The sequence below is a fragment of the Arthrobacter sp. BG3 genome (genome assembly GCF_056680185.1).
Map to the genome: position 1 here is coordinate 624,009 of NZ_CM155270.1, position 26,234 is coordinate 650,242.

At 68.5% G+C, this 26,234-nt stretch carries 26 protein-coding genes; 5 read left to right on the forward strand and 21 right to left on the reverse strand.

Annotated elements, in window-relative coordinates; genetic code table 11:
* Positions 1-45: 45 nt before the first annotated feature.
* The gene (gene moaA, locus AC1MFL_RS02835) at positions 46-1,182 is read left to right on the forward strand and encodes a GTP 3',8-cyclase MoaA (RefSeq protein WP_479813295.1); all 1,137 of its coding nucleotides are present in this window, start codon (positions 46-48) and stop codon (positions 1,180-1,182) included.
* A 7-nt stretch (positions 1,183-1,189) separates the two neighbouring features.
* Complete coding sequence (locus tag AC1MFL_RS02840; RefSeq protein WP_226761114.1) at positions 1,190-1,456, forward strand: MoaD/ThiS family protein; 267 nt, start codon at positions 1,190-1,192, stop codon at positions 1,454-1,456.
* Here the strand turns inward: AC1MFL_RS02840 and AC1MFL_RS02845 are convergent.
* On the reverse strand, positions 1,453-2,562 hold the full coding sequence (locus tag AC1MFL_RS02845) for a helix-turn-helix transcriptional regulator (RefSeq protein WP_479813297.1): 1,110 nt from the start codon (positions 2,560-2,562) through the stop codon (positions 1,453-1,455). The two genes, AC1MFL_RS02840 and AC1MFL_RS02845, sit on opposite strands and share 4 nt — an antisense overlap.
* Positions 2,563-2,737: 175 nt before the next feature.
* Between AC1MFL_RS02845 and AC1MFL_RS02850 the strand changes: the two genes are divergently transcribed.
* The gene (locus AC1MFL_RS02850; RefSeq protein ID WP_479813299.1) at positions 2,738-3,019 is read left to right on the forward strand and encodes a hypothetical protein; all 282 of its coding nucleotides are present in this window, start codon (positions 2,738-2,740) and stop codon (positions 3,017-3,019) included.
* 83 nt (positions 3,020-3,102) lie between these two features.
* On the opposite strand, the gene AC1MFL_RS02855 is transcribed toward AC1MFL_RS02850, so the two are convergent.
* From AC1MFL_RS02855 to AC1MFL_RS02925, 15 genes are all read right to left on the reverse strand, one after another.
* Complete coding sequence (locus AC1MFL_RS02855; RefSeq protein ID WP_479813300.1) at positions 3,103-4,008, reverse strand: alpha/beta hydrolase; 906 nt, start codon at positions 4,006-4,008, stop codon at positions 3,103-3,105.
* On the reverse strand, positions 4,005-4,697 hold the full coding sequence (locus tag AC1MFL_RS02860; RefSeq protein ID WP_479813302.1) for a TetR/AcrR family transcriptional regulator: 693 nt from the start codon (positions 4,695-4,697) through the stop codon (positions 4,005-4,007). Before AC1MFL_RS02860 ends, AC1MFL_RS02855 begins: the two co-directional genes overlap by 4 nt.
* Positions 4,694-6,388, reverse strand: a complete 1,695-nt coding sequence (locus AC1MFL_RS02865; RefSeq protein WP_479813304.1) for a class I adenylate-forming enzyme family protein — start codon at positions 6,386-6,388, stop codon at positions 4,694-4,696. Before AC1MFL_RS02865 ends, AC1MFL_RS02860 begins: the two co-directional genes overlap by 4 nt.
* Positions 6,385-7,656 (reverse strand): branched-chain amino acid ABC transporter permease, encoded by a 1,272-nt coding sequence (locus AC1MFL_RS02870; protein WP_479813306.1) that lies wholly within the window; start codon positions 7,654-7,656, stop codon positions 6,385-6,387. The genes AC1MFL_RS02865 and AC1MFL_RS02870 overlap by 4 nt, the downstream gene beginning before the upstream one ends.
* On the reverse strand, positions 7,653-8,528 hold the full coding sequence (locus tag AC1MFL_RS02875) for a branched-chain amino acid ABC transporter permease (protein WP_479813308.1): 876 nt from the start codon (positions 8,526-8,528) through the stop codon (positions 7,653-7,655). Before AC1MFL_RS02875 ends, AC1MFL_RS02870 begins: the two co-directional genes overlap by 4 nt.
* Entirely contained in the window at positions 8,525-9,280 is a 756-nt protein-coding gene (locus AC1MFL_RS02880) for an ABC transporter ATP-binding protein (protein WP_479813310.1), read from the reverse strand. The genes AC1MFL_RS02875 and AC1MFL_RS02880 overlap by 4 nt, the downstream gene beginning before the upstream one ends.
* On the reverse strand, positions 9,277-10,041 hold the full coding sequence (locus AC1MFL_RS02885; protein WP_479813312.1) for an ABC transporter ATP-binding protein: 765 nt from the start codon (positions 10,039-10,041) through the stop codon (positions 9,277-9,279). The genes AC1MFL_RS02880 and AC1MFL_RS02885 overlap by 4 nt, the downstream gene beginning before the upstream one ends.
* Positions 10,042-10,202: 161 nt before the next feature.
* On the reverse strand, positions 10,203-11,399 hold the full coding sequence (locus tag AC1MFL_RS02890; protein WP_479813314.1) for a substrate-binding domain-containing protein: 1,197 nt from the start codon (positions 11,397-11,399) through the stop codon (positions 10,203-10,205).
* A 263-nt stretch (positions 11,400-11,662) separates the two neighbouring features.
* Entirely contained in the window at positions 11,663-12,148 is a 486-nt protein-coding gene (locus AC1MFL_RS02895; RefSeq protein WP_479813316.1) for a DUF1579 domain-containing protein, read from the reverse strand.
* Between the two features lie 180 nt (positions 12,149-12,328).
* A complete protein-coding gene (locus AC1MFL_RS02900; RefSeq protein ID WP_479813318.1) occupies positions 12,329-13,672 on the reverse strand; it encodes a M16 family metallopeptidase in 1,344 nt (447 codons plus the stop codon).
* A gap of 109 nt (positions 13,673-13,781) precedes the next feature.
* Positions 13,782-16,040 carry a polyribonucleotide nucleotidyltransferase gene (locus AC1MFL_RS02905; RefSeq protein WP_479813320.1) on the reverse strand — a complete coding sequence of 753 codons (2,259 nt, stop codon included), beginning with the start codon at positions 16,038-16,040 and terminating at the stop codon, positions 13,782-13,784.
* Positions 16,041-16,288: 248 nt separating this feature from the next.
* The gene (rpsO, locus tag AC1MFL_RS02910) at positions 16,289-16,558 is read right to left on the reverse strand and encodes a 30S ribosomal protein S15 (RefSeq protein WP_226760651.1); all 270 of its coding nucleotides are present in this window, start codon (positions 16,556-16,558) and stop codon (positions 16,289-16,291) included.
* A 159-nt stretch (positions 16,559-16,717) separates the two neighbouring features.
* Positions 16,718-17,971 (reverse strand): kynureninase, encoded by a 1,254-nt coding sequence (locus AC1MFL_RS02915; RefSeq protein WP_479815281.1) that lies wholly within the window; start codon positions 17,969-17,971, stop codon positions 16,718-16,720.
* 62 nt (positions 17,972-18,033) lie between these two features.
* Positions 18,034-18,888: a tryptophan 2,3-dioxygenase gene (gene kynA, locus AC1MFL_RS02920; protein ID WP_479813322.1), complete on the reverse strand. Its 855-nt coding sequence runs from the start codon at positions 18,886-18,888 to the stop codon at positions 18,034-18,036.
* Between the two features lie 35 nt (positions 18,889-18,923).
* Entirely contained in the window at positions 18,924-19,958 is a 1,035-nt protein-coding gene (locus tag AC1MFL_RS02925; protein ID WP_479813324.1) for a bifunctional riboflavin kinase/FAD synthetase, read from the reverse strand.
* 234 nt (positions 19,959-20,192) lie between these two features.
* Here AC1MFL_RS02925 and AC1MFL_RS02930 point away from each other — a divergent pair, with 234 nt between their 5' ends.
* Positions 20,193-21,002 (forward strand): DUF937 domain-containing protein, encoded by an 810-nt coding sequence (locus tag AC1MFL_RS02930; RefSeq protein WP_479813326.1) that lies wholly within the window; start codon positions 20,193-20,195, stop codon positions 21,000-21,002.
* 149 nt (positions 21,003-21,151) lie between these two features.
* Here AC1MFL_RS02930 and AC1MFL_RS02935 read toward each other — a convergent pair whose 3' ends face one another.
* Together AC1MFL_RS02935 and AC1MFL_RS02940 are read right to left on the reverse strand one after the other, a co-directional pair.
* Positions 21,152-21,547 (reverse strand): hypothetical protein, encoded by a 396-nt coding sequence (locus AC1MFL_RS02935; protein ID WP_479813328.1) that lies wholly within the window; start codon positions 21,545-21,547, stop codon positions 21,152-21,154.
* Between the two features lie 403 nt (positions 21,548-21,950).
* Complete coding sequence (locus AC1MFL_RS02940) at positions 21,951-23,450, reverse strand: HNH endonuclease signature motif containing protein (protein WP_479813330.1); 1,500 nt, start codon at positions 23,448-23,450, stop codon at positions 21,951-21,953.
* Between the two features lie 304 nt (positions 23,451-23,754).
* On the opposite strand from AC1MFL_RS02940, the gene AC1MFL_RS02945 reads away from it, so the two are divergent.
* Entirely contained in the window at positions 23,755-24,360 is a 606-nt protein-coding gene (locus AC1MFL_RS02945) for an NUDIX domain-containing protein (RefSeq protein ID WP_479813332.1), read from the forward strand.
* A gap of 5 nt (positions 24,361-24,365) precedes the next feature.
* On the opposite strand, the gene AC1MFL_RS02950 is transcribed toward AC1MFL_RS02945, so the two are convergent.
* From AC1MFL_RS02950 to truB, 3 genes are read right to left on the reverse strand one after another with little or no spacing between them, the layout of a single operon-like run.
* Positions 24,366-24,830 carry a hypothetical protein gene (locus AC1MFL_RS02950; protein ID WP_479813334.1) on the reverse strand — a complete coding sequence of 155 codons (465 nt, stop codon included), beginning with the start codon at positions 24,828-24,830 and terminating at the stop codon, positions 24,366-24,368.
* Positions 24,831-24,849: 19 nt separating this feature from the next.
* Positions 24,850-25,203: a hypothetical protein gene (locus AC1MFL_RS02955; protein ID WP_479813335.1), complete on the reverse strand. Its 354-nt coding sequence runs from the start codon at positions 25,201-25,203 to the stop codon at positions 24,850-24,852.
* Entirely contained in the window at positions 25,203-26,156 is a 954-nt protein-coding gene (gene truB / locus AC1MFL_RS02960; RefSeq protein WP_479813337.1) for a tRNA pseudouridine(55) synthase TruB, read from the reverse strand. Before truB ends, AC1MFL_RS02955 begins: the two co-directional genes overlap by 1 nt.
* Positions 26,157-26,234: the final 78 nt, after the last annotated feature.

Genomic DNA, 26,234 nt, shown 5'->3' on the forward strand with positions numbered 1-26,234 from the left:
CCCGCCAGCTGTGATGCCGGCGCCGAGGTGGCGTAGCCTGACCTTATGAGTGTTCAGCTTGGTATGCCCCAGCCCCGCGCGGATGACGGCCCCGGCGCGGGCACCGCCGGCGCGCAGCTGCCCGGACGTCCCGCCGGAATGCCCGCCGGACTCGTCGACCGCTACGGCCGCCGCGCCACGGACATGCGGCTGTCCCTGACCGACAAATGCAATCTGCGCTGCACCTACTGCATGCCGGCCGAGGGCCTGGAGTGGCTCTCAAAACAGGCTGTTATGTCGGCGGCGGAAATTGTCCGGATCGTGCGGATCGGCGTCGACATGCTCGGTGTGCGCGAGCTGCGGCTCACCGGCGGCGAACCGCTGGTCCGGGCCGACCTGCTGGACATCATTTCCGCGCTCCGCCAGGCCCACCCTGACCTCCCGATCTCCATGACCACAAACGCCGTCGGGCTGGACAAGAAAGCCGCCGGGCTCAAGGCTGCCGGGCTGTCCCGGATCAACGTCTCACTGGACTCGCTCCATGAGGAAACGTTCACCCAGCTGACCCGCCGCCCCTTCCTGAACAAGGTCCTGGCCGGTGTGGACGCCGCTTGGGCCGCCGGACTGGGGCCTGTAAAACTCAACGCGGTGCTGATGCGCGGCATCAACGACGTCGAGTCCCCGGCGCTGCTGGCCTGGGCGCTGGACCGCGGCTACGAGCTGCGCTTCATCGAACAGATGCCGCTCGACGCCGACCACGGCTGGACCCGCCGGAACATGATCACCGCCGCGGAAATCCGCGAACTGCTCTCCGTCGACTATGTCCTCAGCGCTGATCCGCGGGACCGCGACGGCGCCCCGGCCGAACGCTTCGAGGTCCGGGCCCGGGTGCCCGGCACCGCCGAGGCAACCGGCCCGGTGCTGGGAACCGTGGGGATCATCGCATCCGTGACCGAGCCGTTCTGCTCCGACTGCCGCCGCACCCGCATTACCGCCGAGGGCAAGATTATGAGCTGCCTGTTCTCCCGTGAGGAAGTTGACCTGCTGGGGCTGCTCCGCGAGGGCGCCAGCGACGAACAGCTCGCCGAGCGCTGGCAGGACGCCATGTGGATCAAGCCCAAGGCGCACGGCATGGACCACGTCGGACTGGACGCTCCGGACTTCGTCCAGCCGGACCGCAGCATGAGCGCCATCGGAGGCTGAACCACCTGTGAATGTACGTTACTTCGCTGCCGCGCGCGCTGCCGCCGGCGTCGACGAGGAGCGCTTTGACCTCCCCGCGGACGCCACTGTCGCCTCGCTGCTGGCGGCGATCCTCGCCGTCGAGCGTCCGGAACCGCCGGCCGGGACCCCGCCGCTGGCGCGGCTGCTGTCCCGCAGCAGCTTCCTGCTCAACGAGGTGGCGGTGCGGAACCGCACGGCGGCACTGAAGCCGGACGACGTCGTCGACGTGCTGCCGCCGTTCGCCGGCGGCTAGCCGAGCCTGTTCCAGGTGCCAAGTGCCCGGCCCAGCAGCGCACTCCGGCTCCGGACGCCGCAGGCAGCGAAGACAGCCTTGAACTGGTCCTGCACGGTGTAGGGGCGGATCCGCAGGGCAGCGGCCAGCTCCGCCGTGCTGAGTCCCGCGGCAGTGAGTTCCAGCAACCGGTGCTGCTGCGGGGTGAGGGCGAAGCAGCGGGCGAACACCTCGAGCCGGTCCGCCGCCGGGCATTCCTGGATGGTCACGGCCAGCGGTGGCGTTGACCCCGTCCGGCCGTCTTCCATCCGGGTGGAGCGCAGAAGCGCCCAGGCGCCGAGGCCGATGGGGACCCGCGACATCGCAGCGTGGGCGCCCACCCCCGCTTCGCTGGCCAGCAGCTGGGCGGCAACATTAAGGACCTCCGCCGGAACGCCCTCGTACGGCCGGGGCCCACGCTGCAGCAGCCCCAGCCAGTCACCGGCCGAAGCCGTCTGCCCCACCACGGCCAGAGTCTCGTCCAGGGTCAGCACCGCCTGGGGCGGCAAGGGCTTCCGGGCGGCCGGCCAGGCGGATTCGCCGGCTTCCGCGTCCCGCCGGCACTGTGCCGCACGGCTCCGCCGGAGGCCGGCCGCCACGAGCGGCGCGGCCGTGGCGAGGTAGTCGGTCTCCGGCTCCGAAAAGGTGCCTTCATCCCCGGCACGCCAGAGATCCAGCCAGCCCCAGCAGCCATGTTTGTCAGCGAAGACCGCCGAGAGCACATCCGTCACGCCGTAGCGGTTCAGCAGCCCGTTCCAGAGGGGACTGCGCGCCGGATTGCCGCCCGTGGCCATCAGCAGCGTGGCCGCGGGCCGGGGCAGCCCGATGAGGGCGGTCCAACGGCAGACGGGCGTCAGGTACTTGAGCCGGATCAGCTCCGGCAGCTCTTCCGGGCAGGGGATCCTGGCCATCGGCGCAACGCCGGTGGCCGATTCAGGATCCGACAGCGGCCAGGCAAAAGCGCTGAACGGCACCATCCGGCCCAGTTCCGCAAGCACTCCGCGGCGCAGCTCCTTGTCGTCCAGCACGTCCCGGCAGAGCTGCCCGATGCGTTCCAGACTCCGGCTCAGCGCCCAGCTGGTGGTCATGAATTCAGTATGCCCCCGGGTTTGCCGGCTGGGCCCCGCCGGATGCGCCTGCGCAATCCGGCTTCGGGGTCCGGCCGCCCGCCACCAGATTTCTGGGATACCGCACGGGGCCAGGCCCCGCCTAGCGTGGAACATGCCACCAAACAGGGGGCAGGAAACGGAAGGAATGAGTGCGATGTACACCTTGCAGATCGAGCACGCGATCAAGGATTTTGGCATGTGGAAAACGGCGTTCGACCGTGATCCGGTCAACCGCGCGGCGTCGGGGGTCACCGCACACCGGATCAGCCGCCCGGTGGAGGACCCGCGCTATGTGGTGGTCGAACTCGATTTCGAGCGGCGGGCCCAGGCGGAGGCACTTCTGGCGAACCTTCGGGCAAACGTGTGGGCCTCCGCCACGGCGGCACCCGCCCTCCAGGGCGCCCCGAAAACCCGGCTCCTGGAGTCCGCCGTGTGATACCGCGTGATACCGCGGCAGGGGCAACGGCCGGCTGCCGGACAACCGGCGGGCGGAGCCGGAGCTGCAAGCATGCGCCCCCCTCAGGCGACGGCCAGCGCCTCCCGCACGGCGTCCGCGACGGCGGCGGCGCCCGCGGCGCCCATGACGATCGTGTAGTGGTTGACGTCCGGGACCTCGCGCACGGTCAGGGCCGGCAGCTTCCCCGCCCAGGCATCCAGATAGCCGGGCGCGTAGAGGCCGCCGGGTTCATCGAGCAGGCCGCGCGGTGCCCGCAACACGAGCGTGTCCACCGCGAGATCGTCCAGGGCCTTCAGGAGCGAGGCGCCGCGGTGAAGCTCGGACGTGTCGTCCGCCATCGCCTGGTACCGTGTGGCCGGCCGGAGCGCAGGCTCCTCGCCGGTGAGGTCGTAATCCACGTACTCCTCCACGGCCGGGCTCCAGTCCGAGCTGAAGGCCGGATGCTGCCTCCAGAAACTGCGGTAGACCTCCCGGCTGGCGAAGGTGGCGTTGAGCCGTTCGGCCGCGGGACCGAGGACGGCGGTGACGATTTGCTCGTCGCTGAGTCCCGCCGGCACCTGCAGCGGCAGCCCGCCGTCGACCAGCACGAGGGAGCGCACCCGCTCCGGGAAAAGGTTTGCGAGAACCACGGAGGCGAAGGCGCCCATCGAATGGCCCACAACGACCGCGGGCCCGGTGCTGAGCGCGGCCAGCACGGCCGCGAGGTCCTCGGCGTGGGAGGGCATGCCGTAGGGCGCGGGCAGCGCGTTGCTACGGCCCCGGCCCCGCAGGTCCGGGGCAATGATCCTGACCTCCGGCAGGGCCGCAGCCAGCACGGGCCAGGCCATGTGGGACGCGGTGACGCCGTGCACGGCGAGGATCGTCGGGGCGGCCGGATCCTCAGGACCCCAGAGGGCGGTGTGCAGCGTGCCGCCGCGGACCTCCACTTCGGTGGTCCGGTAACTTGGATTGCTGGCTGCCTGGTTCATCGGGCTGTCCCTTCCTGGGTCTGAACGGAATTGAAGGCAGGGCCGGGGCCGGTGCCGGTGGCGGTGGCGCCCGGTGACGGGGCGAGCGCACGTTCGATGAACTGCATCATTTCCTCGAAGACTTCCTCCGGGACGTCCGGACGGGCACCCTGGGCGGGTTCGGCGCCTTCCTCGTCCCACAGCACCCAGCGCATGCCAATCAGCTCGCCGATGCCCATCAGGGCCCAGGCCGCCACGGTGGGGTCCATGTCCCGGACTTCGCCGCTGAGCTGCGCGGCCTTGAGACCTTCGATGTAGCCGTTGACGATCCGGGTGTAGTGCAGCCGCAGCGCCCCGGGCGAGACGAACTCGGCCTGCCGGATGATCCGGTACAGCGCGGGATGTTCCGCGGTGAACTTGAAGAAGGCCCGGAATCCGGCGCGTTCGGCCGCGAGCCGGGTCCCGGCCGACCGTGCCGCGTCCGTCATGGCATGCCGGACCCGCCGGTTCAGATCCTCGACGACCTCGTCGAAGATGGCCTGTTTGCCCTCGAAGTAGAGGTAGAAGGTGCCGAGCCCGACGCCGGCCTCCTCAGTGATCTTCACGATCGAGGCCTCGTGGTAGCCCACCGAGGCGAACAGCGTCTCGGCGGCCTGCAGCAGCTTGGCCCGGGTGCGGGTGCCCCTCGCGGTGCGCGGTGCGGCGCTCACCGCCGGCTCCCGCTTGCGGGCAGGGTTCCCGGCACGTGTGCCGGGAGGGCGGCGGCGGCGTTTTCGGGGCGCCCGTCCCGCGTCGGCCCGTCCGGCTGCCGGCCGTCCAGCTGCTGCCGGAGCCGGGCGCGCAGGACCTTGTTCAGCGCCGTACGGGGCAGCGCGGCAACGGTCTCGATCCGCGAGGGAACCTTGAAATGCGCCAGTTGGGCGGCGCAGTGCTCGAGGAGTTCCTGCTCATCCGTGGCCACGCCGGGGCGGATCACGACGAAGGCGACCCCGGTTTCGCCCCAGCGCTCATCTTCCACCCCGACGACGGCGGCCTGCGCCACCGCCGGATGGGCCAGCAGCACTGCCTCGACCTCGGCCGGGGCCACGTTCTCGCCGCCGGAAATGTAGATGTCCTTGAGCCGGTCCACCACCTTGATGTAGCCTTCGGCGTCGCGCTCCACGAGGTCGCCCGTCCGCAGCCATCCCCCGACGAGGACGGCGGCCGTGGCGGCGGGGTCGCGGAAGTACCCGGCGAAGACCCCCGGGCCGCCCACCAGCAGTTCCCCGGAGGCGGCGCCGTCCAGGATTTCCCCGGTCACCGGGTCGGACACCGCGACGGCGACATGCGGGTACGGTTTGCCGGAGTATCCCACCATCCGGACGGCATCCTCGTTGGCCAGGCACAGCACATTGGGTGATGCCTCGGTCAGCCCGTAGCCCTGGCTCAACGCCACTCCCCTGCGGTGCCAGATCCGCAGCAGCGGCGCCGGCATGGGCGCCCCGCCGACCACGGCGTGCCGGAGGCTGCCGAGCTCCGCGGAGGCGAAGTCGGGGTGTTCGGCGAGCATCAGGTACTGGGTCGGGACGCCCATCAGCATGCTCACGCCCCGCTCCGCGATCAGCTGCAGGACCCGGCCGGGTTCGAAGCCGCGTTCCAGCACGACGGTGGCGCCGGTCCACCAGGCCAGCAGGGGCTGGATGTTCCAGCCGCCGACGTGGAACTGCGGCAGCACCGCCAGTATGACGTCGGTGCTGCCCAGATCCATCGTCCGGGACAGCGAAAGGTTGGTCCAGAAGCAGTTGGCGTGGGTCAGTACGGCGGCCTTGCTGGCCCCTTCGGTGCCTGAGGTGAAGATCATCAGGAGCGGGTCGTCGTCGCGCACCTCCCTGGCTGCTTCCTGCAGGTGGGCTTCGCTCCGGCGGGCTACCGTGCCCGGCACTGCTGCCGCCAGCCTGCGGGACGGCGGGGGCACCGACTTTTCTACGCCGCCGGGGCCCAGCGCGGCGGTCCGTGGCCGGTGTGCGAGCCGGCCGCACGCCGCGGCGGCGAGGGAGTCCAGTTCGTCCTCGACAAGCAGGAGCTGGGGGTCGGCGAGCTCGAGCTGCGCGGCGAGTTCCTGGGCCGAGAGCCGCCAGGACAGCGGCGCCAGGACCAGCCCGGCTTTGGCGCAGGCGAAGAAGGCCACCACGTGGTCCGAGCTGTTGCCGGTCAGGGTCGCGATCCGTTCCCCGGCGGCGTAGCCGGCGGTCTTGAGGGCGGCGGCGAGGCCCGCTGCCCGTCGTTCCAGCTCGCCGTAGCTCAGCGTGCAGCCGCGGTCATCGACCGCTATCCGCTGCGGGGTGGCGAGGGAGCGGTCGGCAGTCCAGCGGCCCAGGGTGTGCAGTCCGTCCGCCTGACCGGGACCGTTGGTGTTGCTCATGCTGATTCCTCCAGGACGTCGCGGGCCGCTGCCGTGCCGTGACCGGCGGCGGCCCGGCCGCCGGTGCTGTCATTTCCGCCGCCGTCACGGGCCCCGGTGCCCCCGCGCCGGTTGCGGCGCTGGGCCAGCCGCTGCGCGGTGCCCGTCAGTCCGCCGGGCAGGAAGAGCACCACGAGGATGAACAGGGTGCCCAGGATGAACAGGGGTTCAGACAACGGTACCCGCAGGATGTCCGGCAGCGCTGCGATGGCGTCGGAGTTGGCCAGGGTGGTGAGGCGCTGGTCCAGGATGGTGTAAAAGACGCCGCCGATCACAGCGCCCCAGCGCGAACCGACGCCGCCCAGGACCACCATAACGAGCAGGGTGATGGTCAGGTCCGCGGACATGGCGCGCGGCACGGCGCCGCTCTGCAGCAGCAGGAACACCATGCCGATGATGCTGACCAGGATGGCCGCGACCACGAAGATCAGCAGCTTCACGAGGTACGGCTGCAGGCCCAGGACACGGACGCGGAGTTCATTCTCGCGGACCGCGGCGGCGACGTGGCCGGCGCGGGAGGACTGCACCCAGGTGACAATGATGAACACGGCCACGAGCACCGCCAGGGCCAGCCAGTAGAGGTTGCGGGTATTGACCACCCCGACGAGGAAGTCGGGCAGGTTGTCGGTGCGCAGCGTGAGGCCTTCGTCTCCGCCGGTCCGGCCGTCCGGGTTGCGGCCCACGATCACGGAACCGGCCTGCGCGAACGCGAGCGTGACCATGGCGAAGGGGATGCCGCTGACCCGGAGGCTGATGCTGCCCACCACATGGGCCAGCACGATCACGATCAGCAGGGTCAGTCCCATCGCGGGCAGCAGCGGGATGTCCAGGTTCTGCAGGATGATGGCCAGCCCGTAGACGCCGGCGCCGAAGTAGAGGGCGTGGCCGAAAGAGAGCAGCCCGGCGACGCCGAGCAGCAGGTGGTAGGTCAGCGCTGCGGCGGCCATCAGCATGCACATTGCGAGCAGTTGCAGGGATCCCGGCGTGTACGTCGGGCCGGGCAGCACGCCGGGCAGGGACAGGTTGAGCAGCGGCAGCAGCACCAGGAGCACGATTCCGGCGAGCCCGGCGGCGCTGCCGGCGATCCTCCGGCGGGTCAGGCGCGGCCGGCCGGGCCCGTTGGCGGCGGTTGTCCGGCGGGTCTCCCGGGCGGCCGCACCGGCGCCCTGGCTGCCCGTGCTGTCGGTGGCCGCCCTGTTGGTGCCGGCGGCGTCGGTATCGGTGGTCATGAGGTTCTCCCGAGCAGGCCGGAGGGACGGAACAGCAGCACGAGCGCCAGGGCCAAGACCACGACGAAGTCGCCGGTGCCGCCGAGGTAGAAATTGGCGAACTGCTGCAGGATGGCGACGGCGACCGCGGCGATGGCCGCACCGGTCAGCGAACCCAGTCCGCCGATCACAGTGACGATGAAGGCAAAGATCAAAAGCGAGCCGCCCAGCATCGGCGAGACGTAGCCGAAGTAGTGCGAGGCCAGGACACCGCCCAGGCCGGCGGCGGCGCCGCCGATCGTGAAGACCAGGGTAAAGGCCTTGCGCACGTCGATGCCGAGGGCCGTCACCATGGAGCGGTTCTCGACGCCGGCGCGGATGATCATGCCGTAGCGGGTGTTCTTCAGGAAGAACACCAGGGCGAGCAGCACCAGGACGGCGGCGATGATGCAGACAAACCGGTCGTTGGGGACGCGGGCGCCCAGGATCTCGGTGGTCTCCTTGAACCAGGGTGGTCCCTGGATGAACACCGGGTCGGTGCCCCAGATGCCGTCGAAGAGGGCGACCGCGGCGAGCGAGAGGCCCACCGTGATGAGGACCTGCTCGATGTGCCGCTGGTACAGCCGGCGGATCAGCACGAACTCGGTGAAGGCGGCAAACGCGGCACCGGCGGCGGCTCCGACCAGCAGGGAGAGCAGGAACGTCCCCCAGTTGTCCGAGCCGGTCCGGCGGGCGATTTCCCAGCCGGTGAAGGCACCCAGGGTCAGGAAGGCACCGTGCGCGAAGTTGAGCACGCCCATCAGCCCGTAAATCAGGGACAGTCCGGCGGCCACGAGAAAGTACAGGGCACCCAGGCCCAGGCCGGTGAAGAGCAGGAGGACGACGGTACTCACAGGGCGGCGCCTTTCGCAGCTGTCTTCCCGGCTGGCGGCTCAGTGGAGACGCCCAGCAGCCGCCGGGTCAGGTCGGCGTCGTCGAGGAACTCCAGGGCGTTGCCGGTGTGGACGACCCGGCCGCCGGAGACAACGACGGCTCCCCCGGCGAGCTGGCGGACCACATGCAGGTTTTGCTCGACCAGGAGGATGGGGACGGTTTTCGCGGCTTCGGCGAGGGTCTCGGCCACCTCGGCGACGATTTTAGGGGCAAGGCCCTTGGTGGGTTCGTCGACGAGGAGGATCTTGTTGGTGTTCAGAAGGGCGCGCGCCAGCGAGACCATCTGCTGCTGGCCGCCGGAGAGGGTGCCGGCCATCTGGGCCGACCGGGCCAGCAGGTCCGGGAAGAGCTCCTCGACAAGCTGACGACGGGGTGCGGCGTCGCGTTCGGCGAGCCGGAGGTTTTCCGCCACCGTGAGCTTGGAGAACACCTCGCGGTCCTCGGGAACGTAGCCCACGCCGCTGCGGATGATTTTGAACGTCGGTTCCTTCTCGATCCGCTCGCCGTCGAGCTCCACGGCCCCGGTGCGCTCGATCAGGCCGATGATGGCCTTGATGGTGCTGGTCTTCCCGACGCCGTTGCGGCCCAGCAGCGCCGTGATGCCGGTGGCCGGGACGGCGAAGCTGACGTCCTCCACGACCTGCTGCCCGGCGATGTGGGCGTTGAGTCCCTGCACGGTCAGGATGGGGCGGCTTTGGGCTGCGGCGCTCATACGGGTTCTCCCAGGTAGGCACTCTGCACGGTGGGGTCCGCCATCACGGCCTCCGGGCTGTCCAGCGCCAGCAGGCTGCCGTGGTGCATCACAGCGACCCGGTCCACGAGCCCCAGGACCACATCCATGTGGTGCTCCACCATCATCACGGTGCAGCCGCGGTCCCGGTGCAGCCCACGGATGATCGCGGTGAGGGACGGCACGTCCCCCGACGCCACCCCGGCCATTGGTTCGTCCAGGAGCACGACGGCGGGATCGGTCGCCAGCAGCACGGCGATCTCCACCTTGCGTTTCTCGCCGTGGGAGAGGTCCCCCGCCGCCGTCGAGAGCTGGCCGGTGAGGCCGACCTCCCCGATGGTGCCGCGGGCAATCCGGGTGGCTTCGTCGGAGGCCGAGGGGAAGCGAAGGATGTTGAAGCTGCCGCCGATTTCGGCCTGGGCGGCGAGCCGGACGTTTTCCAGCACGCTGAGGCGGGGAAACAGGTTGGAGGTCTGGAAGGTCCGCCCAAGCCCTGCCTTTGCCCTGCGGTGGATCGGCGCGGCCGTGATCTCGCTGCCGTTCAGCGTGATGGTGCCCGCGCTGGGCCGGATCACGCCGGAAATCAGGTTGAACAAGGTGGTCTTGCCGGCACCGTTCGGGCCGATGACGCCGACCATTTCGCCCGCGCCGACGTCGAAGCTGACATCCTGGAGGATGCGGGCACCGCCGATCTGCAGGCCAAGGCCGTCCACCGCAAGGGCGGGCAGGGCTGGGGATTTCATTCGGATCCTTCGTGGCTTGGGGCGTCAGTGTCGGTTACCGCGGGGGCCTGTTTCCCGCGGGGGCCCGTTCACGCGGGGATTTGCTGCCGCGGGTGTTTGTTCCCGCCGGGGTGCGGCGCCGTGGGTGTCTGTTCCCGCTGGGGGTACGGCGCCGCGCCTGGCTACTTCTTTTCCGGCGGGGCGACCGTGTCGCCCCCAACCACCTTGATGAGCTCGGGGGCCCAAGTGCTGCCCGTCTGGACGAGCTTGACCTGGTACATGTCCTGGACCAGGGCGTGGTCCGAGGCGCGGACGGTTTCTTTGCCCTTGGGGCCGTCGAAGCTGAAGCCCTCGAGTGCCTTGACCATGGCATCGGCGTCGGTGCCGCCGTCCTTGACGGCCTGGGCGATCATCTGGCCGGCGACGAAGCCGTCGGGGGTGAAGAGGTCGGCCTTCTGGCCGGCCTTCTCGACGGCGGCGATCATCTTCTTCTCCACGTCAGTGCCGGAAGCGCCCGGGAAGTAGTGGTTCAGGAAGCTGATCTTGGCAGTGGCCTCGCCGTAGGCGCCGAAGGTGGCGGCGTCGCCGAGGCCGGTGACGATCGGGGCGGCGTCGAAGGCGCCCTGCTGGCTCAGGGTCTGCCACATGGTGCCGGAAGTTGCCCCGGCCCAGGCCACGAAGACCATGTCCGGCTTCGCATCAATGAGCTGGCGGGCGAAGGGGGTCAGCTCCTGTCCGTCCGGAACCAGGACCGCCTCCACGGTGGCGCCCTTGGCACCGAGGACGGCCTTGACGGCTGCGACATTGCCCTGGCCGAACGCGTTGTCCTGGGCGAAGACGACGACCTTCTTGCCCTTGGTGTCGATGAAGGACCCGGCGGTGGCCACGTCCTGCAGGCTCTGGCGGCCCGAGCGGAAGGTGTACTTGTTGATGCCCTGGATGGCGTCGGTGGCGGCCGGCCCGGAGATGTAGAGGACCTTGTTCTGGGCGGCCTGTTCCGCCAGCTTGAGCGCGATGCCGGAGCTGACCGTGCCGCCGATAATCTTGTAGCCCTTGCCGATCAGGTCCTTGGCGGCCGTAACGGCCTTGTCCGGGTCGCCACCGTCGTCGGCGTAGGTCAGGTTGATCTTGGCGCCGTTGACGGCGCCGGTCCCGCCGGTGGCGTAATCGATGCCGGCCTGCAGGCCTTCGTAGTAGGTGGCGCCGTAGGCGGCCAGCGGTCCGGTCTTGGAGTAGATGATGCCGACATTGACCGGATCGGCGGCCTTGGTGCCGCCGGACGCGGCCGGTGCTGCGCTGCCGGCAGTGGGCGCACAGGCGCTGAGGGCGAGCCCGGTGGCCATAACGGCGGCCAGCAGGAACTTCTTTGTATCCTTCACGGGATGCCTTTCATTGAGAATCCACGGAATCTGGCACGAGATGACTGAGATTTTGCGCTGAACCTGAAAGGTGATTCAGATTACGGCAAATCTATGATGCAGCTCACTGCCTGTCAACGGATTCCAAGCGGCGCTTTACAACGTTATGGCAACGGTTTGGGCGCGACGGCGGCATGGCTGGGGCGCGGCAGCACTGCGGGCGCGGCAGCGCAGCCGTTCAGCGGCGAAGGCAGCACGACGGTGCCGCGGTGACGGCGGAAGACTCAGGCGGGGACGGCGGCATCCTTGGACACACGCCGGCAGACCGAGACCATAAAGGGGGTAAATTCGCTCGCGGAACCCAGCCGGAGGCCGGCACTGTGCGTCAGCACGCCGTCGTCCACCCGGAAGGTATGCCGGGACGTGCCGCGCCCGCTGCGCCGTTCCATGGTGAGGGTGCCCTCCTGCCAGCTGGCCCGCGCGGGCGCCTCCGGGGGCAGCCCCATGCTGTTGACGTGGTACCAGAGGGTGTCCGGGTGGTCCGCGTCCATGGTGAAGACACCGTGGCCCTCGGAGCGGGTGCCGTCGGCTTCCGTGTGCCGGTAGCTGTGGGTGACGGCCAGCCCGGCGGCTGCGCGGGCGAAGGTCAGTTCGATGGCGGCAATACGCGCCGGGCCCCAGGGCGTGGCCTGCCACTGCGTGGTCCCGGTCCAGTGCCCCAGGAACGCCTCAAGCGCCTCGTGTGCACTGCCTGGCAGCGGCCGGTCCATATTTTCCTTCCAGGGGTTCCTTCCAGCGGTCCTCCCAAGTTACCCGTCCCCATCATCACGCGGCGACGCCTGCCGTGTCTAGGATCGGGCCAGCCGCCCCGGACCGGTGCAGCCCCAGTTCAGCGGCGTCCGGGACCGGCTCAGCAGCCTGCGGAGGCGGCCCGGCCGCCCCGGCGGACCTCAGAGGCCGAAGGTCTCGGTTTCCTCGAAGGGGCCCACCACCGTGACAGTCCGCGGGGCAGCTGCGAGTTCGCGGGCGAGCTCCTGCACTTCCGCCGCGGTGACGGCCTTGATCTGGCGCAGGGTCTCGTCGATGTCCTGGTACTCGCCGGAGACAAGTTCGGCCCGGCCCAGCCGGGACATCCGGGAGCCGGTGTCCTCCAGGGCCAGCACGATGCCGCCGCAGAGCTGCCCGACGGCCTTGCGCAGTTCCTCCTCGGAGATGCCGCCCCCGGCCAGCTTGTCCAGTTCGGCGCCGAGCAGCTCAAGGACCTGCCGGACTTTCGACGGCGTGCAGCCGGCATACATGCCGAAGTAGCCGGCGTCGGCGTAGGAGGAGGCGAAGGAGTAGGTCGAGTACACCAGCCCGCGCTTTTCGCGGACTTCCTGGAACAGCCGGGAGGACATGCCCCCGCCGAGCACCGCGTTGAGCACGCTCATCACGAAGCGGCGGTCGTCGGTGGCGACGATCGTGGGGCAGCCCATAATGATGTTGGCCTGCTCCACCGGCCGCTTGACCACGTGGAGTCCGGCGGTGCCGGTGATGTCGGCGCGGTCGGTGGAGCGCCGCTGCACCGGGGCCGCGTCCGCCTTCAGGCTCCAGCCGGCGGAGTGCAGGGCATCCACCACCAGTTCGCAGACGACGTCGTGGTCCAGTCCCCCGGCGGCGGTGATGACGAGCTCGTCCGGGCGGTAGTAACGGCGGTAGTGGTCCCAGACCGAGTCGCGTGCGACGGCGCGGATGGCGTCCGGGGTGCCGCCGATCGGGCGGCCGAGCGGGTGGGTGCCCAGCACGGCGGCGACGAAGTGTTCGTGGGCGACGTCGGTGGGGTCGTCGCTGTCCATCGCTATTTCTTCAAGGATGACGTCGCGTTCCTGCTCCATCTCCTGCGGGTCCAGCACGGCGCCGGTGATCATGTCCGCGATGACGTCGATCGCCATCGGCAGGTCGGTGTCCAGGACGCGGGCGAAGTAGCAGGTGCTTTCCTTGGCCGTGGCGGCGTTGGATTCCCCGCCCACCTCGTCGAAGGCCGAGGCGATCTCGAGCGCGGTGCGCCGCTTGGTGCCCTTGAACAGCAGGTGCTCCAGGAAGTGGGTAGAGCCGTGCTGGCCGGGCGCCTCGTCGCGGGAGCCGACGCCGACCCAAAAACCAATGGTGGCCGAGCGCTGCCCCGGCATCGCCTCGGTCAGTACCCGGACGCCGCCGGGCAGGACCGAACGGCGCACCTCGGAACCGCCATCGGCGCCGTGGATCAGGGAGTCAGCGTGCTGGTTCTGCTCAAGCGGCAGGGGGACGACAGTCATCAAGGCCTTTCAGTAAAAACGTGCCAAATCTGCCTGCAATCCTACCTGCCTTTAACGGCAGCAGGGCCGGAGGATGAATCCACCGGCCCTGCTGCTGTGTTTGGAAAGACTACTCTGCGGACTCCAGGGAGACCTCAGCGTTGTCCGGGTTCTCTGAGTTCCCAGTCCCTGCCTCGTCAGCCACAACGGGAGACAGGGAGAGCTTGCCGCGGTCATCGATCTTGGTGATTTCCACCTGGATCTTCTGGCCGACGGAGACGACGTCATCGACGTTGTCCACGCGCTTGCCACCGGCGATCTTGCGCAGCTCGGAGATGTGCAGCAGACCGTCCTTGCCCGGAGTCAGGGAAACGAAGGCGCCGAAGGTGGTGGTCTTGACGACCGTGCCCAGGTAGCGCTCGCCGATTTCCGGGATCTGCGGGTTGGCGATGGCGTTGATCGCGGACCGTGCTGCGTCGGCAGACGGACCGTTCGTGGCGCCGATGTAGACCGTGCCGTCATCCTCGATCGAGATGTCGGCTCCGGTGTCTTCCTGGATCTGGTTGATCATCTTGCCCTTCGGGCCGATGACCTCGCCGATCTTGTCTACCGGGATCTTGACCGCGATGACGCGCGGCGCGAACTCGGAGAGCTCGTCCGGGGTGTCGATCGCGGAGTTCAGGACGTCCAGGATGTGCAGGCGGGCTTCGCGGGCCTGCTTCAGGGCGGCTGCCAGGACGGAGGCCGGGATGCCGTCGAGCTTCGTGTCCAGCTGGATGGCCGTGACGAACTCAGCGGTACCGGCGACCTTGAAGTCCATGTCACCGAAAGCATCTTCGGCGCCGAGGATATCGGTCAGGGCGGCGTAGCGGGTCTGGCCGTCAACCTGGTCGGAGACCAGGCCCATGGCGATGCCGGCAACAGCAGCCTTCAGCGGCACACCTGCGTTGAGCAGGGACAGCGTGGAGGCGCAGACGGAACCCATCGACGTCGAACCGTTGGAGCTGAGAGCCTCAGACACCTGGCGGATGGCGTAGGGGAATTCCTCGCGGGACGGCAGCACGGGCATGATGGCGCGCTCAGCGAGGGCACCGTGGCCGATTTCGCGGCGCTTCGGGGAACCGACGCGGCCGGTCTCGCCGGTGGAGTACGGCGGGAAGTTGTAGTTGTGCATGTAGCGCTTGCGCGTCACGGGAGACAGCGAGTCGATCTGCTGTTCCATCTTGAGCATGTTCAGCGTGGTGACACCCATGATCTGGGTCTCGCCGCGTTCGAAGATGGCCGAACCGTGGACGCGGGGCAGAACCTCAACCTCGGCGGTGAGCTGGCGGATATCCGTCAGGCCGCGGCCGTCGATGCGGATCTGTTCCGTGAGGATGCGCTGGCGCACAACGTGCTTGGTGACGGAGCGGAAGGCTGCGGACAGCTCCTTCTCGCGGCCTTCGAACTGGCCGGCCAGGGAAGAGGTGACCTCGTCCTTGAGCTCATCCGATGCGGTGTCGCGTTCCTGCTTGTCGGCGATCTGGAAGACAGCGGCCAGCTTCTCGGCGGCAGCGGATTCCACAGCGGCGTAGACGTCGTCCTGGTAGTCCAGGAAGACCGGGAACTCGACGGTCGGCTTGGCGGCGCGTGCCGCCAGGTCCGACTGGGCGTCGCAGAGGGCCTTGATGAACGGCTTGGCGGCCTCGAGGCCTTCCGAAACGACCTCTTCGGTCGGGGCGGTGGCGCCCTGCTCCTTGATGAGGTTCCAGGAGTTGTCCGTGGCTTCGGCTTCAACCATCATGATGGCGACGTCATCGTCCTTGACACGGCCGGCAACGACCATGTTGAAGACGGCGTTCTCGAGCTGGGAGTGCTTCGGGAACGCAACCCACTGCGAGCCGTGCTCGTCGGCGATGAGGGCAACGCGGACGCCGCCGATCGGGCCGGAGAAGGGCAGGCCGGAGAGCTGGGTGGACATCGAGGAAGCGTTGATCGCCACGACGTCGTAGAGCTCGTCCGGGTTGATGGACAGCACAGTTACGACGATCTGGACTTCGTTGCGCAGGCCCTTGACGAAGGTCGGACGCAGCGGGCGGTCCATCAGGCGGCAGGCCAGGATGGCTTCCGTGGACGGGCGGCCTTCGCGGCGGAAGAACGAACCCGGGATGCGGCCGGCGGCGTACATGCGCTCTTCGACGTCGACAGTCAGCGGGAAGAAGTCGAAACCTTCACGCGGGTGCTTGCCGGCGGTGGTGGCGGACAGCAGCGCGGTCTCTTCGTCGAGGTAGACCATCGCTGCGCCGGCTGCCTGCTTGGCAAGGCGGCCGGTTTCAAAGCGGATTACACGCTTGCCGAAACGGCCATTGTCAATGACTGCTTCTGAGAACTGGATTTCGGGACCCTCCATAGAGAGTCACCTCCGTTTCATGGTTCACGGAGTCCAGCCGCATCAACCCAGCCCAGCATCTGTCTGCTGGACTGCACTGCACCCGGTCATCGATCGAGACCCACGGGCCTGGGCTTCATCCCTTGAAGCCGTTCCCGGAGATCACTACCGAAGACCGCGAATGCGTGATGCGGTTGATCCTCCTGTTGAGTTTTGTTTGAAGAAGGGCGGCCCTTTCCGTCGCGGAAGGGGCCGCCCCTTAAAGCTGACTAGCGGCGCAGGCCGAGACGCTCGATGAGCGCACGGTAGCGGGTGATGTCAGTGTTCTTGAGGTAGGTCAGCATGCGCTTGCGACGACCGACCATGGCCAGCAGACCGCGCTGGGTGTGGTAATCGTGCTTGTGCACCTTCATGTGCTCAGTGAGATCCTTGATCCGCTGAGTCAGGACTGCAACCTGGACCTCCGGCGAACCGGTGTCACCCTCGGACGTTGCGAAATCCTTGATGATGGACTGCTTTACAGCGGCTTCAAGTGCCACGATAACTCCTAGAGATGTGCCGTGAGGCCCGAGTCAGTAACTCACTGCCGGGGGTGCCGCGCCGGTATTCCGCCTCCGAAGAGGGAGTTTCCCGTACGCAACAAGAACCAGCCGCCACGGACTGCAGCCGGATCCAACGTTTAGTTTACCGGCACGCCGCTAATCTTGTCGAAACGGCTGGTCCCGGGGCTGTCTGGAAGGGTCCCCCGCCAGCCGTTCGCGGATGGCGGCCATGCCGCGGTAGAGCTCGGTGAAGGAAGTGCTCAGCGGTGAGAGCCCGATCCGGATGCCCTGCGGCGCCCGGAAATCCGGAATGACGTCCTGCTCCCAGAGCGCCGCGGTCATCTCCCGGAAGGCCGGGTGGTCCACCGTGATGTGGCTGCCGCGGAGCTCCGGGTCCCGCGGCGTCGAAAGTTCCACACCCGCCGGGGCGAGCCAGGCATCGTGGAGTTCGACGGCGAACCCGGTCAGCATCCGGGACTTCTCCCGGACGGCGGCCATGCCCACTTCCTCGAGCAGGTCCAGGGTGCCGCGCATGGCGAGCATCCCGAAGATCGCCGGGGTGCCGCTGAGGAAGCCGCGGATTCCGGCGGCGGCCTCATAGCCCGGCCCCATTTCGAAGGCGTCCTTGCGTCCCATCCAGCCCCAGATCGGCTGCTGAAGTCCCGGCAGGTGCCGGATGTTGACGTACGCGAAGGCGGGCGAGCCCGGTCCCCCGTTGAGGTACTTGTAGGTGCAGCCGGCGGCGAAGTCGACGCCGGCGGCATCCAGTGCGATCTCCACCGAACCGGCGGAATGGCACAGGTCCCACACCACCAGCGCGCCGGCGTCGTGCACGGCAGCGGTGATGCCCGGCAGGTCCGCGAGGAACCCGGAGCGGTAGGCGATCTGGCTCAGGACCACGACGGCGGTGGCCGGGCCGGTGGCGGCGCGCACCTGCCCTACGGTCACGCCGGAGGAGGGATCGGCGTCGATCCAGCGCAGCGTCAGTCCTTCTTCGCGGGCGATGCCCTCGACGAGGTAGCGGTCGGTAGGGAAATTGTCCGTGTCCAGCACGATTTCGGTGCGTGCCGGGTCGGTGACCGCGGCCAGCGCAGCCCGGATGAGCTTGTACAGAACCACCGTGGTGGAGTCGGCGATGATGGTCTGCCCCGGACCGGCGCCGAGCACGGCGCGGCCGAGCTGGTCACCGATGGACTGCGGGAGTTCCAGCCATTCCTCGTCCCAGCCACGGATCAGCCGGCCGCCCCAGCTGTCCTGGATGAAGCTGCTGATGTCGGTGACCGTGCGCTTGAGCGGGCGGCCCAGGGAGTTGCCGTCCAGGTAGGACAGGTCCGTGTCTGTTCCGATGAAGTGGCCGCGGTAGGCGGCCAGCGGGTCGGCAGCGTCCAGGTCGCGGGCTCGCTGCAGCAGGGCTGTGTCGTTGCCGGCGGTGGCCTGTGCCGCGGGGCCCGCCGTTTCCGGCTGACGGGCGCTCACTGGCCGATCTCCGTCCGGACGGCGAACAGCTCCGGGAAGAATGTCAGTTCCAGCGCCTTCTGCAGGAAGGCCGCGCCGCTGGAGCCGCCGGTGCCGGACTTCATGCCAATGGTGCGCTGCACCGTGCGCAGGTGCCGGAAGCGCCAAAGCTGGAAGTTGTCCTCAAGGTCCACGAGTTCCTCGCAGGCCTCGTAGGCGCCCCAGTTGTCCGCCGCGTTCTCGTAGATGTACTTGAAGACCGGGACGAGGTCGGCGCAGAACTCATGCGCCCGGGTGACGTCCCGCTCGAGCAGCGAGGCGGGAACGTCGAACCCCTGCCGTTTGAGGTAGGCCAGGAAGTCGTCGTAGATGCTCGGGGATTCGAGAATCTCCAGCAGCATCGCGTGCGCCTCGGGATCGGATTCGAACACTGGCAGCATCTTGCGGTTTTTGTTGCCCAGCAGGAATTCGACCGCGCGGTACTGGCTGGACTGGAATCCGGAGGAGTTGCCCAGGAAACCGCGGAACTGCGAGTACTCGGTGGGCGTGAGGGTGGCCAGCACGGACCACTGCTCGGTCAGGGTTTTCTGGATGTGCTTGACCCGGGCGATCGCCTTCAACGCGGAGCCGAGGTCATCGGAGCGCAGCCACGCGGCGGCGCTGCGGAGCTCGTGCAGGACCAGTTTGAGCCACAGTTCGGTGGTCTGGTGCTGGATGATGAACAGCATCTCGTCGTGGTGCTCGGGGGCGCTGACCGGCTGCTGGGCGCTCAGGAGCGTCGGCAGCTGCAGGTAGGACGCGTAGCTCATCTTTGAGCTGAAGTCCCGGACAATATCCTTGTCCAGCTCCCGGGTATTTTTCTCAATCATCACGTCTCTATGCCTTCCTTGCCCAACGGCGCGGCGGGTCAGTGCGCGTACAGAATGTTGTGGGCCTGGACCACGTCCAGGCGCATCTGGTCCACCAACGCTTCAGGGCCACGGTACGCCACCATCCCCCGCAGCCGGGCGACGAATTCCACCACTACTGTCTGGCCGTACAGATCGAAGTCCTCGACGGCCTCGTCCGGCCGGTCGATCACGTGTGCCTCCACCTGCCGGCTGACGCCGTCGAACGTGGGGTTGGAGCCGACGGAAATGGCGGCGGGCCAGCGTGTGCCTGCCTGGTCCACGAGCCAGCCGGCGTAGATGCCGTCCGCCGGGATGTAGCCGCTGGCGTCGGAGGCGAGGTTGGCGGTGGGGAAGCCGAGGTCGCGGCCACGAGCGGCGCCGTGGACCACCTCACCACGCATCCGGTGCGACCGCCCCAGGACGGCTGCCGCGGTGGCGACGTCGCCCTCCCGCAGTGCCTCGCGCACCCAGGTGGAGGAGCAGCGGCGGTCCCTGCCGTCGTCGCCCTCGTGCATGCCGCCGTGGCCTTCATCGTGAACGCCACCGTGTTCTTCGCCGTGCAGCGGAAAGCCTTCCGAGCCGAACTCGCTGATGACCAGCACCTCGAAGCCGAGCTTCCTGCCGAGTTCCTGCATGGTCTCCAGGTCTCCGGAGTTGTTCCGGCCGAACCTGGCATCGTGGCCGATCACGACGTGGCTCGCCTTCAGGCTGCCGACCAGGACGTTGGCGACGAATTCTTCGGGGGTGAGGCTGGCCAGCTCCAGGGAGTACTTCATCACGAGCACGGCGTCGAGGCCCAGCTCACCGAGCGCCACCAGCTTGTCTTCCAAGCCCATGATCAGTTCAGGGGCGGATTCGGGGCGGTGGACCTGCGCCGGATGCGGGTCGAAGGTGATGGCGACGGCCCGGGCGTGGTTCAGGCGGGCGACGCGGATGAGCTGCGAGAGCACCTGCTGATGGCCGCGGTGCACACCGTCGAAATTGCCGAAGGTAACGACGGAAGGACCGAAGTCCGCCGGGACTTCGGACGGATCGTTCCAGATGTGGACCATCAACCTCGCCTTTTGCTTCCTGCCATGTGCTCCTCCGGAGACACCTGCCGGCTCCGGAACTCTCCTAGATTACCCGCAAACTCCGCGGGCTTCCGACGGCACTGCCCTGTCCCGGCCGGCGTCCTTTCCCGTTCCGGGGGCCCGGACTACGATGCAAGGGCAACAGTCCTGCGGCGTCTGCGCGGGCGCCGTTTCCAGCGAGGCCTGCACTAAGTGCGGCTGAAGGAGTACCCCATGACCGAGCTCCAAGACATCCTGAGCCAGATCCCGGTAGACCAGATTGCCGGAATGCTCGGCACCGACCGGCAGACGGCGCAGGCTGCAGTGGAGGCCGCCGTGCCGACGCTGCTGGCCGGCATGCACAACAACGCACAGGCCGCCGACGGCGCCGCATCGCTGGAGTCAGCGCTCAGCCAGCACCGGGACGGGCTGTTGGAGGGCGGGGTCGATGCCTCGCAGGTGGACACCGCGGACGGTGAGAAGATCGTGAGCCACGTCTTCGGCGGGCAGCAGGACCAGGTGGCCAGGCAACTGGCCGGGACCCCACAACTCGGTGGCGTGGGTGGGGACCTGGTCAGGAAGCTGCTGCCGATCCTGGCCCCGATCGTCATGTCCTACCTTGCCAGCAAGGTCCTCGGGGGACGCGGACAGTCCTCCGGGGCCGGCAGCGCAGGCGGGGCGGGCGGGTCCGGACAGGCCGGCGGCATTGACCTTGGCGGAATTCTGGGCGGGATCCTTGGCGGTGTTGCCGGCGGCGCGGGCGCCGGCTCAGGCAGTGGCGGGATGGGCGGGCTAGGCGATCTGCTGGGCGGACTGTTCGGCGGTGGCCAGCCGTCGTCGCAGGCCGCTGTTCCGGACACCAGGCAGGACCCGGCACTGGAACCACACACCCACCCGCAGGGCCAGCCCGCCGGCGATGCGCCGCGCCCCGGGGAGCTGATCGACGTCGACCTCCCGGCGGGCCAGCCGGAAGAACAGAACAATGAAGACGGCGGCACCGGCGGACTGGGCGGAATCCTGGGCGGTCTGTTCGGCAAAAAGTAGGCACAGTTCATGGGGTGTCGGGGCTGGCAGCCACACCGGCCGGCGGCAGCACCGCGGGGCTCCCCCAGGGGGCACCGGCCATCAAGGCGGGGACGAACACGGTGGTCGACGCCTTCAGCGGCAAGATCAGCGACGCACAACGCCGCTGCTCAACCACCCGGCTGCCGTCCTGCTGCACGGTGGTTCCGCCAGTGCAGCAGGACGGCGGCCAGGATCAGTGGAACGTGGATGCCGGGGAGGTTCTTCGCAAACCACCGCGGCAGGTAGATATCGGTGACGGAGCCTGTCTCGTCACCCAGGTCCGTGGCCACGGCGGTGAGCGGGCAGTGAAAGCCGTTGGCGGCAAAGACCAGGGTTTCAGCGGTCACGACGCCGGCGGCCAGGCCCACCCGCCGGTCGGTGCGGCCGCGGGCACCGGCATACAGGACGTAGACCATGCAGGCCTCAATCGTGAACCAGGCGAAGGTGTGGAATGCCTTCACGGCGCGCAGCAGGGAAGCGCGTTCAGCCTTCCGCAGCTCTCGAGGAGCCTTGAGCCCAGCCATGCCTCCAGCGTAGCCGCGGTCCGTCGTGTTCAGAGGCTTTCGGCCCGTGCGGACGTGGGGGCAGCTGCGCGAGCCAGGCGTTCAGCTCCAGGGGACGGCGGAACAGGATCGTAGCCGGCATCCCGGGGTCCGCCTGGAGGCTGCGCATCACCGCCCGCTTCCGTGTGAACGAGCGTAAATGCCACCGGATGATCGAGCCATGGACGAAGAGCCGGGTCACGGTTTCCCGGTTGCCGTTGCAGGCGGGTTCCCGCGTCAGGGCCGCCGCAGGGCCCGCCGTACCAACCGGGCCAGCGAGAGCCAGCGCGGATAGTCCAGGCCCCGCACCCCCGCACAGGACCGCTGATCCGGAGGACTGATGGATCCCGGCGCCGCAGCCTCGCTCAAGGCGGCAGTGTCGGGCTCATTCGAGCCGGAAGTAGCGGTTTCGTCGCGGCACCTGGCGCGGATCGAGGTGTGGTGGCGGTATGAACCAGGGAACGCCGCCCCTGAGCTGGACGGTCCACTGCTCCTTGTGGATCAGGCCGTGGTGATGGGAGCAGAGCAAGGCACCATTGCCGGTTCCGGTGCTCCCGCCACGGGACCAGTAGTTGATGTGGTGGGCCTCGCACCAGGACGCCGGAATGGTGCACTGGGGAAAGGCGCAGCCCCGGTCCCGCGCCGTGATGGCTTTGCGGATATGCGGCGGGAAAACCCGCGAGGCGCGGCCGATGTCGAGGATACGGCCCTGGCTTCCCAGCAGGATGGGGATGATGTCGGCGTCGCACGCGATCTTGCGCACGGTCGAGGCCGTGACGGGGCCGGTAAACATCAAAGCCCCCGCGTTGGACTCCGGACCGGGTGTCTCCGCCTCAGCGCCGCCGAGCCGTTCCAGCAGGTTGCGATAGTCAATCGTGACCATCACCTGCGGGCGCAGCCCTCCCGCGGCCGGGAGGTCTCCGGCAGCGAGGGCCGATTTGCACGCTCCGACGAGGCCGTCGAGGAGCCGCTGCGGCCGGGTGCGCTGGTCCAGCCGCGCCGCCGCAGCGGTGTCCTCCGCATCACCGCCGACGGCGGCATCGGACCCGGTAATGCCGGCACCCTCCGCCTCGTCGTCGGGAGGTGTTGCGGCTCCGGTCCGCGGGTTTGTGGCAACGTTCATAACGGTGATCAAGTGTTCGAACTGGTCTGTCGTGGCGAAGATTTCCACATGATGCAGTCCACGGCGTGCCTGCCGTATGAAAGCCCCCTGGCGCTGGCGCAATTCCTGCTCGCCGGGTTCCTCGCCGTCCTGGTCCAGGGCATCCGTCCAGCGCCTGGCGATCCTGGTCAGGAAGTCCTGGTCGTTCTCGACCGCAGTCAGTGTGAGGGCCTGCTCCATCCGGACTGCTGCCTCGGGTGGACACACGTGCCGGACCCGGTCCAGGGAAAGGCTGATGATGGTCGCTGCCCGCGATGCGACGTCGCCGGAGGCGACGGCGGCCGCGAGTATTTCTTTCGCGGCCGGCAGTGGCTGGCCCGACATGCCTGTGGACGGCAGAATGTCTGCGGCCAGGGCCAGCCGGCGCCGGGCTTCCGCGGCGCTGATCCTTAGCCGCGCCCGCAGGAACTCCGTGGTGTTCCGGTACCCGTCATCCATCCATCCCGGCGAAGGTTCCACGGCTCCCGGTTCCGTCCCGGTGGAAGCCGACGGGAGACCTGCGGGCGCGCTCGCCTCAACGTTCCAGCCGGTCAACCAGCCGGCAGGGGCCCTGGAGCCAAACTTCGCGGCTGTAGCCTTCGCTCCGGCTGCCGCCTCGCTTCGGGTCCGTTCGACCGCCGCCGCGGCCACCAGCTGCAGGTAGTCGGCCAGGCGGGACAGCTCCTCCACACGGCCGGCGAAATCCGAGGCTTCGGTCACTCCGTACAGCGCGGAATCAGCCATTGCCGTCCCGTTTGAAGAGCGCAGCAGTGCCAGAGCCCCATCCAGGGCACATCCCGCGTCATCCGTCTCGTGTGGAGCGGGCGCCGGCCGGGGGAATCCAGAGACAACTCCGGTGCCAGGCCGGGTGGCCTGTACCGGGATGAAATCTCCGATGGCTTCCATGACTCCACACTAGTGAGGGGCTGTGACACTTTTCGGTTCGTTATTTTGGAGCCGATGCGGAGGCGCCCTTACGGGTGGCTCACCGCAGGTCCGGGGGTCACATTTCGGCAGGTACCAGCACGGTCCGTGGGAAACTGAGGGCATGGACAGCACTGTTGCCCCGGCATCCGGCCCGGCTGGCCCCCAAACCCCGCGGCCCGGCGATGCACACTCCACCGAGCTCCCGTTCGAACTGCGACGCCCTCTCGGGCCGCGCGATCCAGGGGATGCCTGGGTTGAGGGCGACCGCGGACGGTTCTGGGGGCGCTTTGGCTCGGCCGGGCTGCTGGTTCACGACCCGGCCAAGGGCGTCCTGCTCCAGCACCGCGCCCTGTGGAGCGACAAGGGAGGCACCTGGGGCCTGCCGGGCGGGGCCCTCCACCAGGGTGAAGAAGCGGTCCACGGGGCTATGCGCGAGGCCAAGGAAGAAGCTGCCGTCCCGCCGGAGAACATCCGGGTGCTGTTCACCTCGGTGTTCGACGTCGGCTACTGGACGTACACCACCGTCGTCGTCGAGGTTTTAGAGGCGTTCGAGCCGGAGATCAGCGACCCGGAAAGCCTGGAACTGCAGTGGGTGCCGGTCGAACTCGTCGGCGACAAGGAGCTGCATCCGGGTTTCGGAGCGGCGTGGCCGGTCCTCCGGCGCAGGCTGCTGGGGCTCGACGCCGGCACGGACAGCGGCGCCGAAACTCCCGGCACTCCCAGGTAGGACGCTTAGGCCTGCGGCGCGGGACGGCGGCGGTACAGCCAGATGAGGCCCAGGATCGGCAACAGCAGCGGGATGAACGCGTACCCGCGGCCAAACAGGGACCACACGGTCTCATGCGGGAAGTTGACCGAGTCGAACACGCTGAGCGCACCGACCACCAGCACGCCGACCAGTTCCACGAGCACCGCCACAACGGACACCTTGAACCAGGTGCGGCCGGGCTTCGCGAGGGACACTGTCGCCACCAGGTAGACGAGGGCGGCAAACGCCGAGAGCAGGTAGGCCAAGGGTGCTTCGGAGAACTTGGTCAGGATCTGGTATCCCGCCCGGGCTGTCGCCGAAATGGCAAAGACCGCGTAGACCGCGATCAGCAGCCGCCCGGGGCCGGTGTTGCGGGTGTCTTTCGCCGCCGGGGCCGGTTCTGTGCCTGGCGTAGTTCCAGTGCCCTCGTGCGAAGGTTTCGCTGTCACGTTCTTTGCCTCTTCCACGTCAGTACCAAATCTGATTCATTCGGGCCGCCATCACCAGTGCGGTGACGCCGACGGCGGCCAGCACGAAGTTGCTCCAGCGGGTGCGTTCCAGGATCGCCCAGTACACCGCGCCGACCGGCAGCAGCAGGGCGGTCAACAGGTAGCCCCAGAACTCCCACGGCTCCCCGGCGATGTGTTCCCCGCCCGCGACCCGGATGATCGAACCGACCAGGTACACCAGGAGGGACAGTTCGACGGCGGCGACCGAGAGGATGGTCGTGTCGTTCGGGGCCTTCTTGAGGATGCCGGCGGTCAGGCAGATAAGGCTCGAGACCAGGCCGACCACCAGGATGATGTAGAAGTACGCGTCCACTACTGCCCGGCCTGCTGTTCGGCCGTCGGCTGCTTGGGCGGGTGCTTCTCGTTGTCGGGTGCGAAGACCAGCACCGGTTTGGCGTAGCTTCCCTTGTCAGCGAGCAGGGCCACAAGGGTCCCGTCGGGGGCGAAGGCCGCGGCCGGCTGCTCCGGCGTGGCCGCGCCGGGAGTCCCGGCGGCCGCACCTGCGGCGATTCTGCGGCCGAATGAAATCTCGGTGGTTTCCTCGTCGCTGAGTTCACGGTTGGGCATGAGGGCCCGGGCGGCCTGGGACATTTCCAGCACGTCCAGCTCTTCGGCCAGCTCTTCAAGGGTGTGGGCCTGGTCCAGCGTGTAGGGGCCCACCTGGGTGCGGCGGAGCGCCGTCAGGTGGCCGCCGACGCCGAGCGCATTGCCGAGGTCACGGGCCAGGGCCCGGATGTAGGTGCCGGAGGAGCATTCCACCGTGACTTCGACGTCGAGCGCCTCGCCGTCGCGCACCGGACGGATCCCGTGGACCTCAAAGCGGTGGATGGTGACCGGTCGGGCGGCCAGCGTGACCTCTTCGCCGGACCGGACCCGAGCGTAGGCGCGTTCCCCGTTGACCTTGATGGCGCTGACGCTGCTGGGGACCTGTTCGATCTCACCGGTCAGGGCTTCGACGCCGGACCGGACCGCTGCTTCGGTAACCGCGGCGGCGCTGTGCGTGGCGGTGACCTCGCCTTCGGCGTCGTCGGTGACCGTCGATTCACCCAGGCGGATGGTGGCCGTGTAGGTCTTGGAGGTGCCCACGATGTACGTCAGCAGCCGGGTGGCCTTGTTGATGCCGACCACCAGGACGCCCGTGGCCATGGGGTCCAGCGTCCCGGCATGGCCGACCTTTCGGGTACCGGCGAGCCGCCGCATCCGTCCAACCACATCGTGGCTGGTCCAGCCTTGCGGCTTGTCCACTATTACCAGTCCAGAAAGCACGCTCCCCAGTATATCTGCGGGAGGGCAGCCCCCGACGCCGCGAGCCGCGCCGGCGCCCCGGCACCCGGAGCTGCGCCG

What these genes read in the sequence shown, in the direction of transcription:
- moaA (WP_479813295.1), top strand. Translation starts at nt 46, where the DNA reads ATGAGTGTTCAGCTTGGTATGCCCCAGCCCCGCGCGGATGACGGCCCC.
- AC1MFL_RS02845 (WP_479813297.1), bottom strand. Translation starts at nt 2,562, where the DNA reads ATGACCACCAGCTGGGCGCTGAGCCGGAGTCTGGAACGCATCGGGCAG.
- AC1MFL_RS02850 (WP_479813299.1), top strand. Translation starts at nt 2,738, where the DNA reads ATGTACACCTTGCAGATCGAGCACGCGATCAAGGATTTTGGCATGTGG.
- AC1MFL_RS02855 (WP_479813300.1), bottom strand. Translation starts at nt 4,008, where the DNA reads ATGAACCAGGCAGCCAGCAATCCAAGTTACCGGACCACCGAAGTGGAG.
- AC1MFL_RS02865 (WP_479813304.1), bottom strand. Translation starts at nt 6,388, where the DNA reads ATGAGCAACACCAACGGTCCCGGTCAGGCGGACGGACTGCACACCCTG.
- AC1MFL_RS02870 (WP_479813306.1), bottom strand. Translation starts at nt 7,656, where the DNA reads ATGACCACCGATACCGACGCCGCCGGCACCAACAGGGCGGCCACCGAC.
- AC1MFL_RS02880 (WP_479813310.1), bottom strand. Translation starts at nt 9,280, where the DNA reads ATGAGCGCCGCAGCCCAAAGCCGCCCCATCCTGACCGTGCAGGGACTC.
- AC1MFL_RS02885 (WP_479813312.1), bottom strand. Translation starts at nt 10,041, where the DNA reads ATGAAATCCCCAGCCCTGCCCGCCCTTGCGGTGGACGGCCTTGGCCTG.
- AC1MFL_RS02895 (WP_479813316.1), bottom strand. Translation starts at nt 12,148, where the DNA reads ATGGACCGGCCGCTGCCAGGCAGTGCACACGAGGCGCTTGAGGCGTTC.
- AC1MFL_RS02900 (WP_479813318.1), bottom strand. Translation starts at nt 13,672, where the DNA reads ATGACTGTCGTCCCCCTGCCGCTTGAGCAGAACCAGCACGCTGACTCC.
- AC1MFL_RS02905 (WP_479813320.1), bottom strand. Translation starts at nt 16,040, where the DNA reads ATGGAGGGTCCCGAAATCCAGTTCTCAGAAGCAGTCATTGACAATGGC.
- AC1MFL_RS02925 (WP_479813324.1), bottom strand. Translation starts at nt 19,958, where the DNA reads ATGGTCCACATCTGGAACGATCCGTCCGAAGTCCCGGCGGACTTCGGT.
- AC1MFL_RS02930 (WP_479813326.1), top strand. Translation starts at nt 20,193, where the DNA reads ATGACCGAGCTCCAAGACATCCTGAGCCAGATCCCGGTAGACCAGATT.
- AC1MFL_RS02935 (WP_479813328.1), bottom strand. Translation starts at nt 21,547, where the DNA reads ATGGCTGGGCTCAAGGCTCCTCGAGAGCTGCGGAAGGCTGAACGCGCT.
- AC1MFL_RS02940 (WP_479813330.1), bottom strand. Translation starts at nt 23,450, where the DNA reads ATGGCTGATTCCGCGCTGTACGGAGTGACCGAAGCCTCGGATTTCGCC.
- AC1MFL_RS02945 (WP_479813332.1), top strand. Translation starts at nt 23,755, where the DNA reads ATGGACAGCACTGTTGCCCCGGCATCCGGCCCGGCTGGCCCCCAAACC.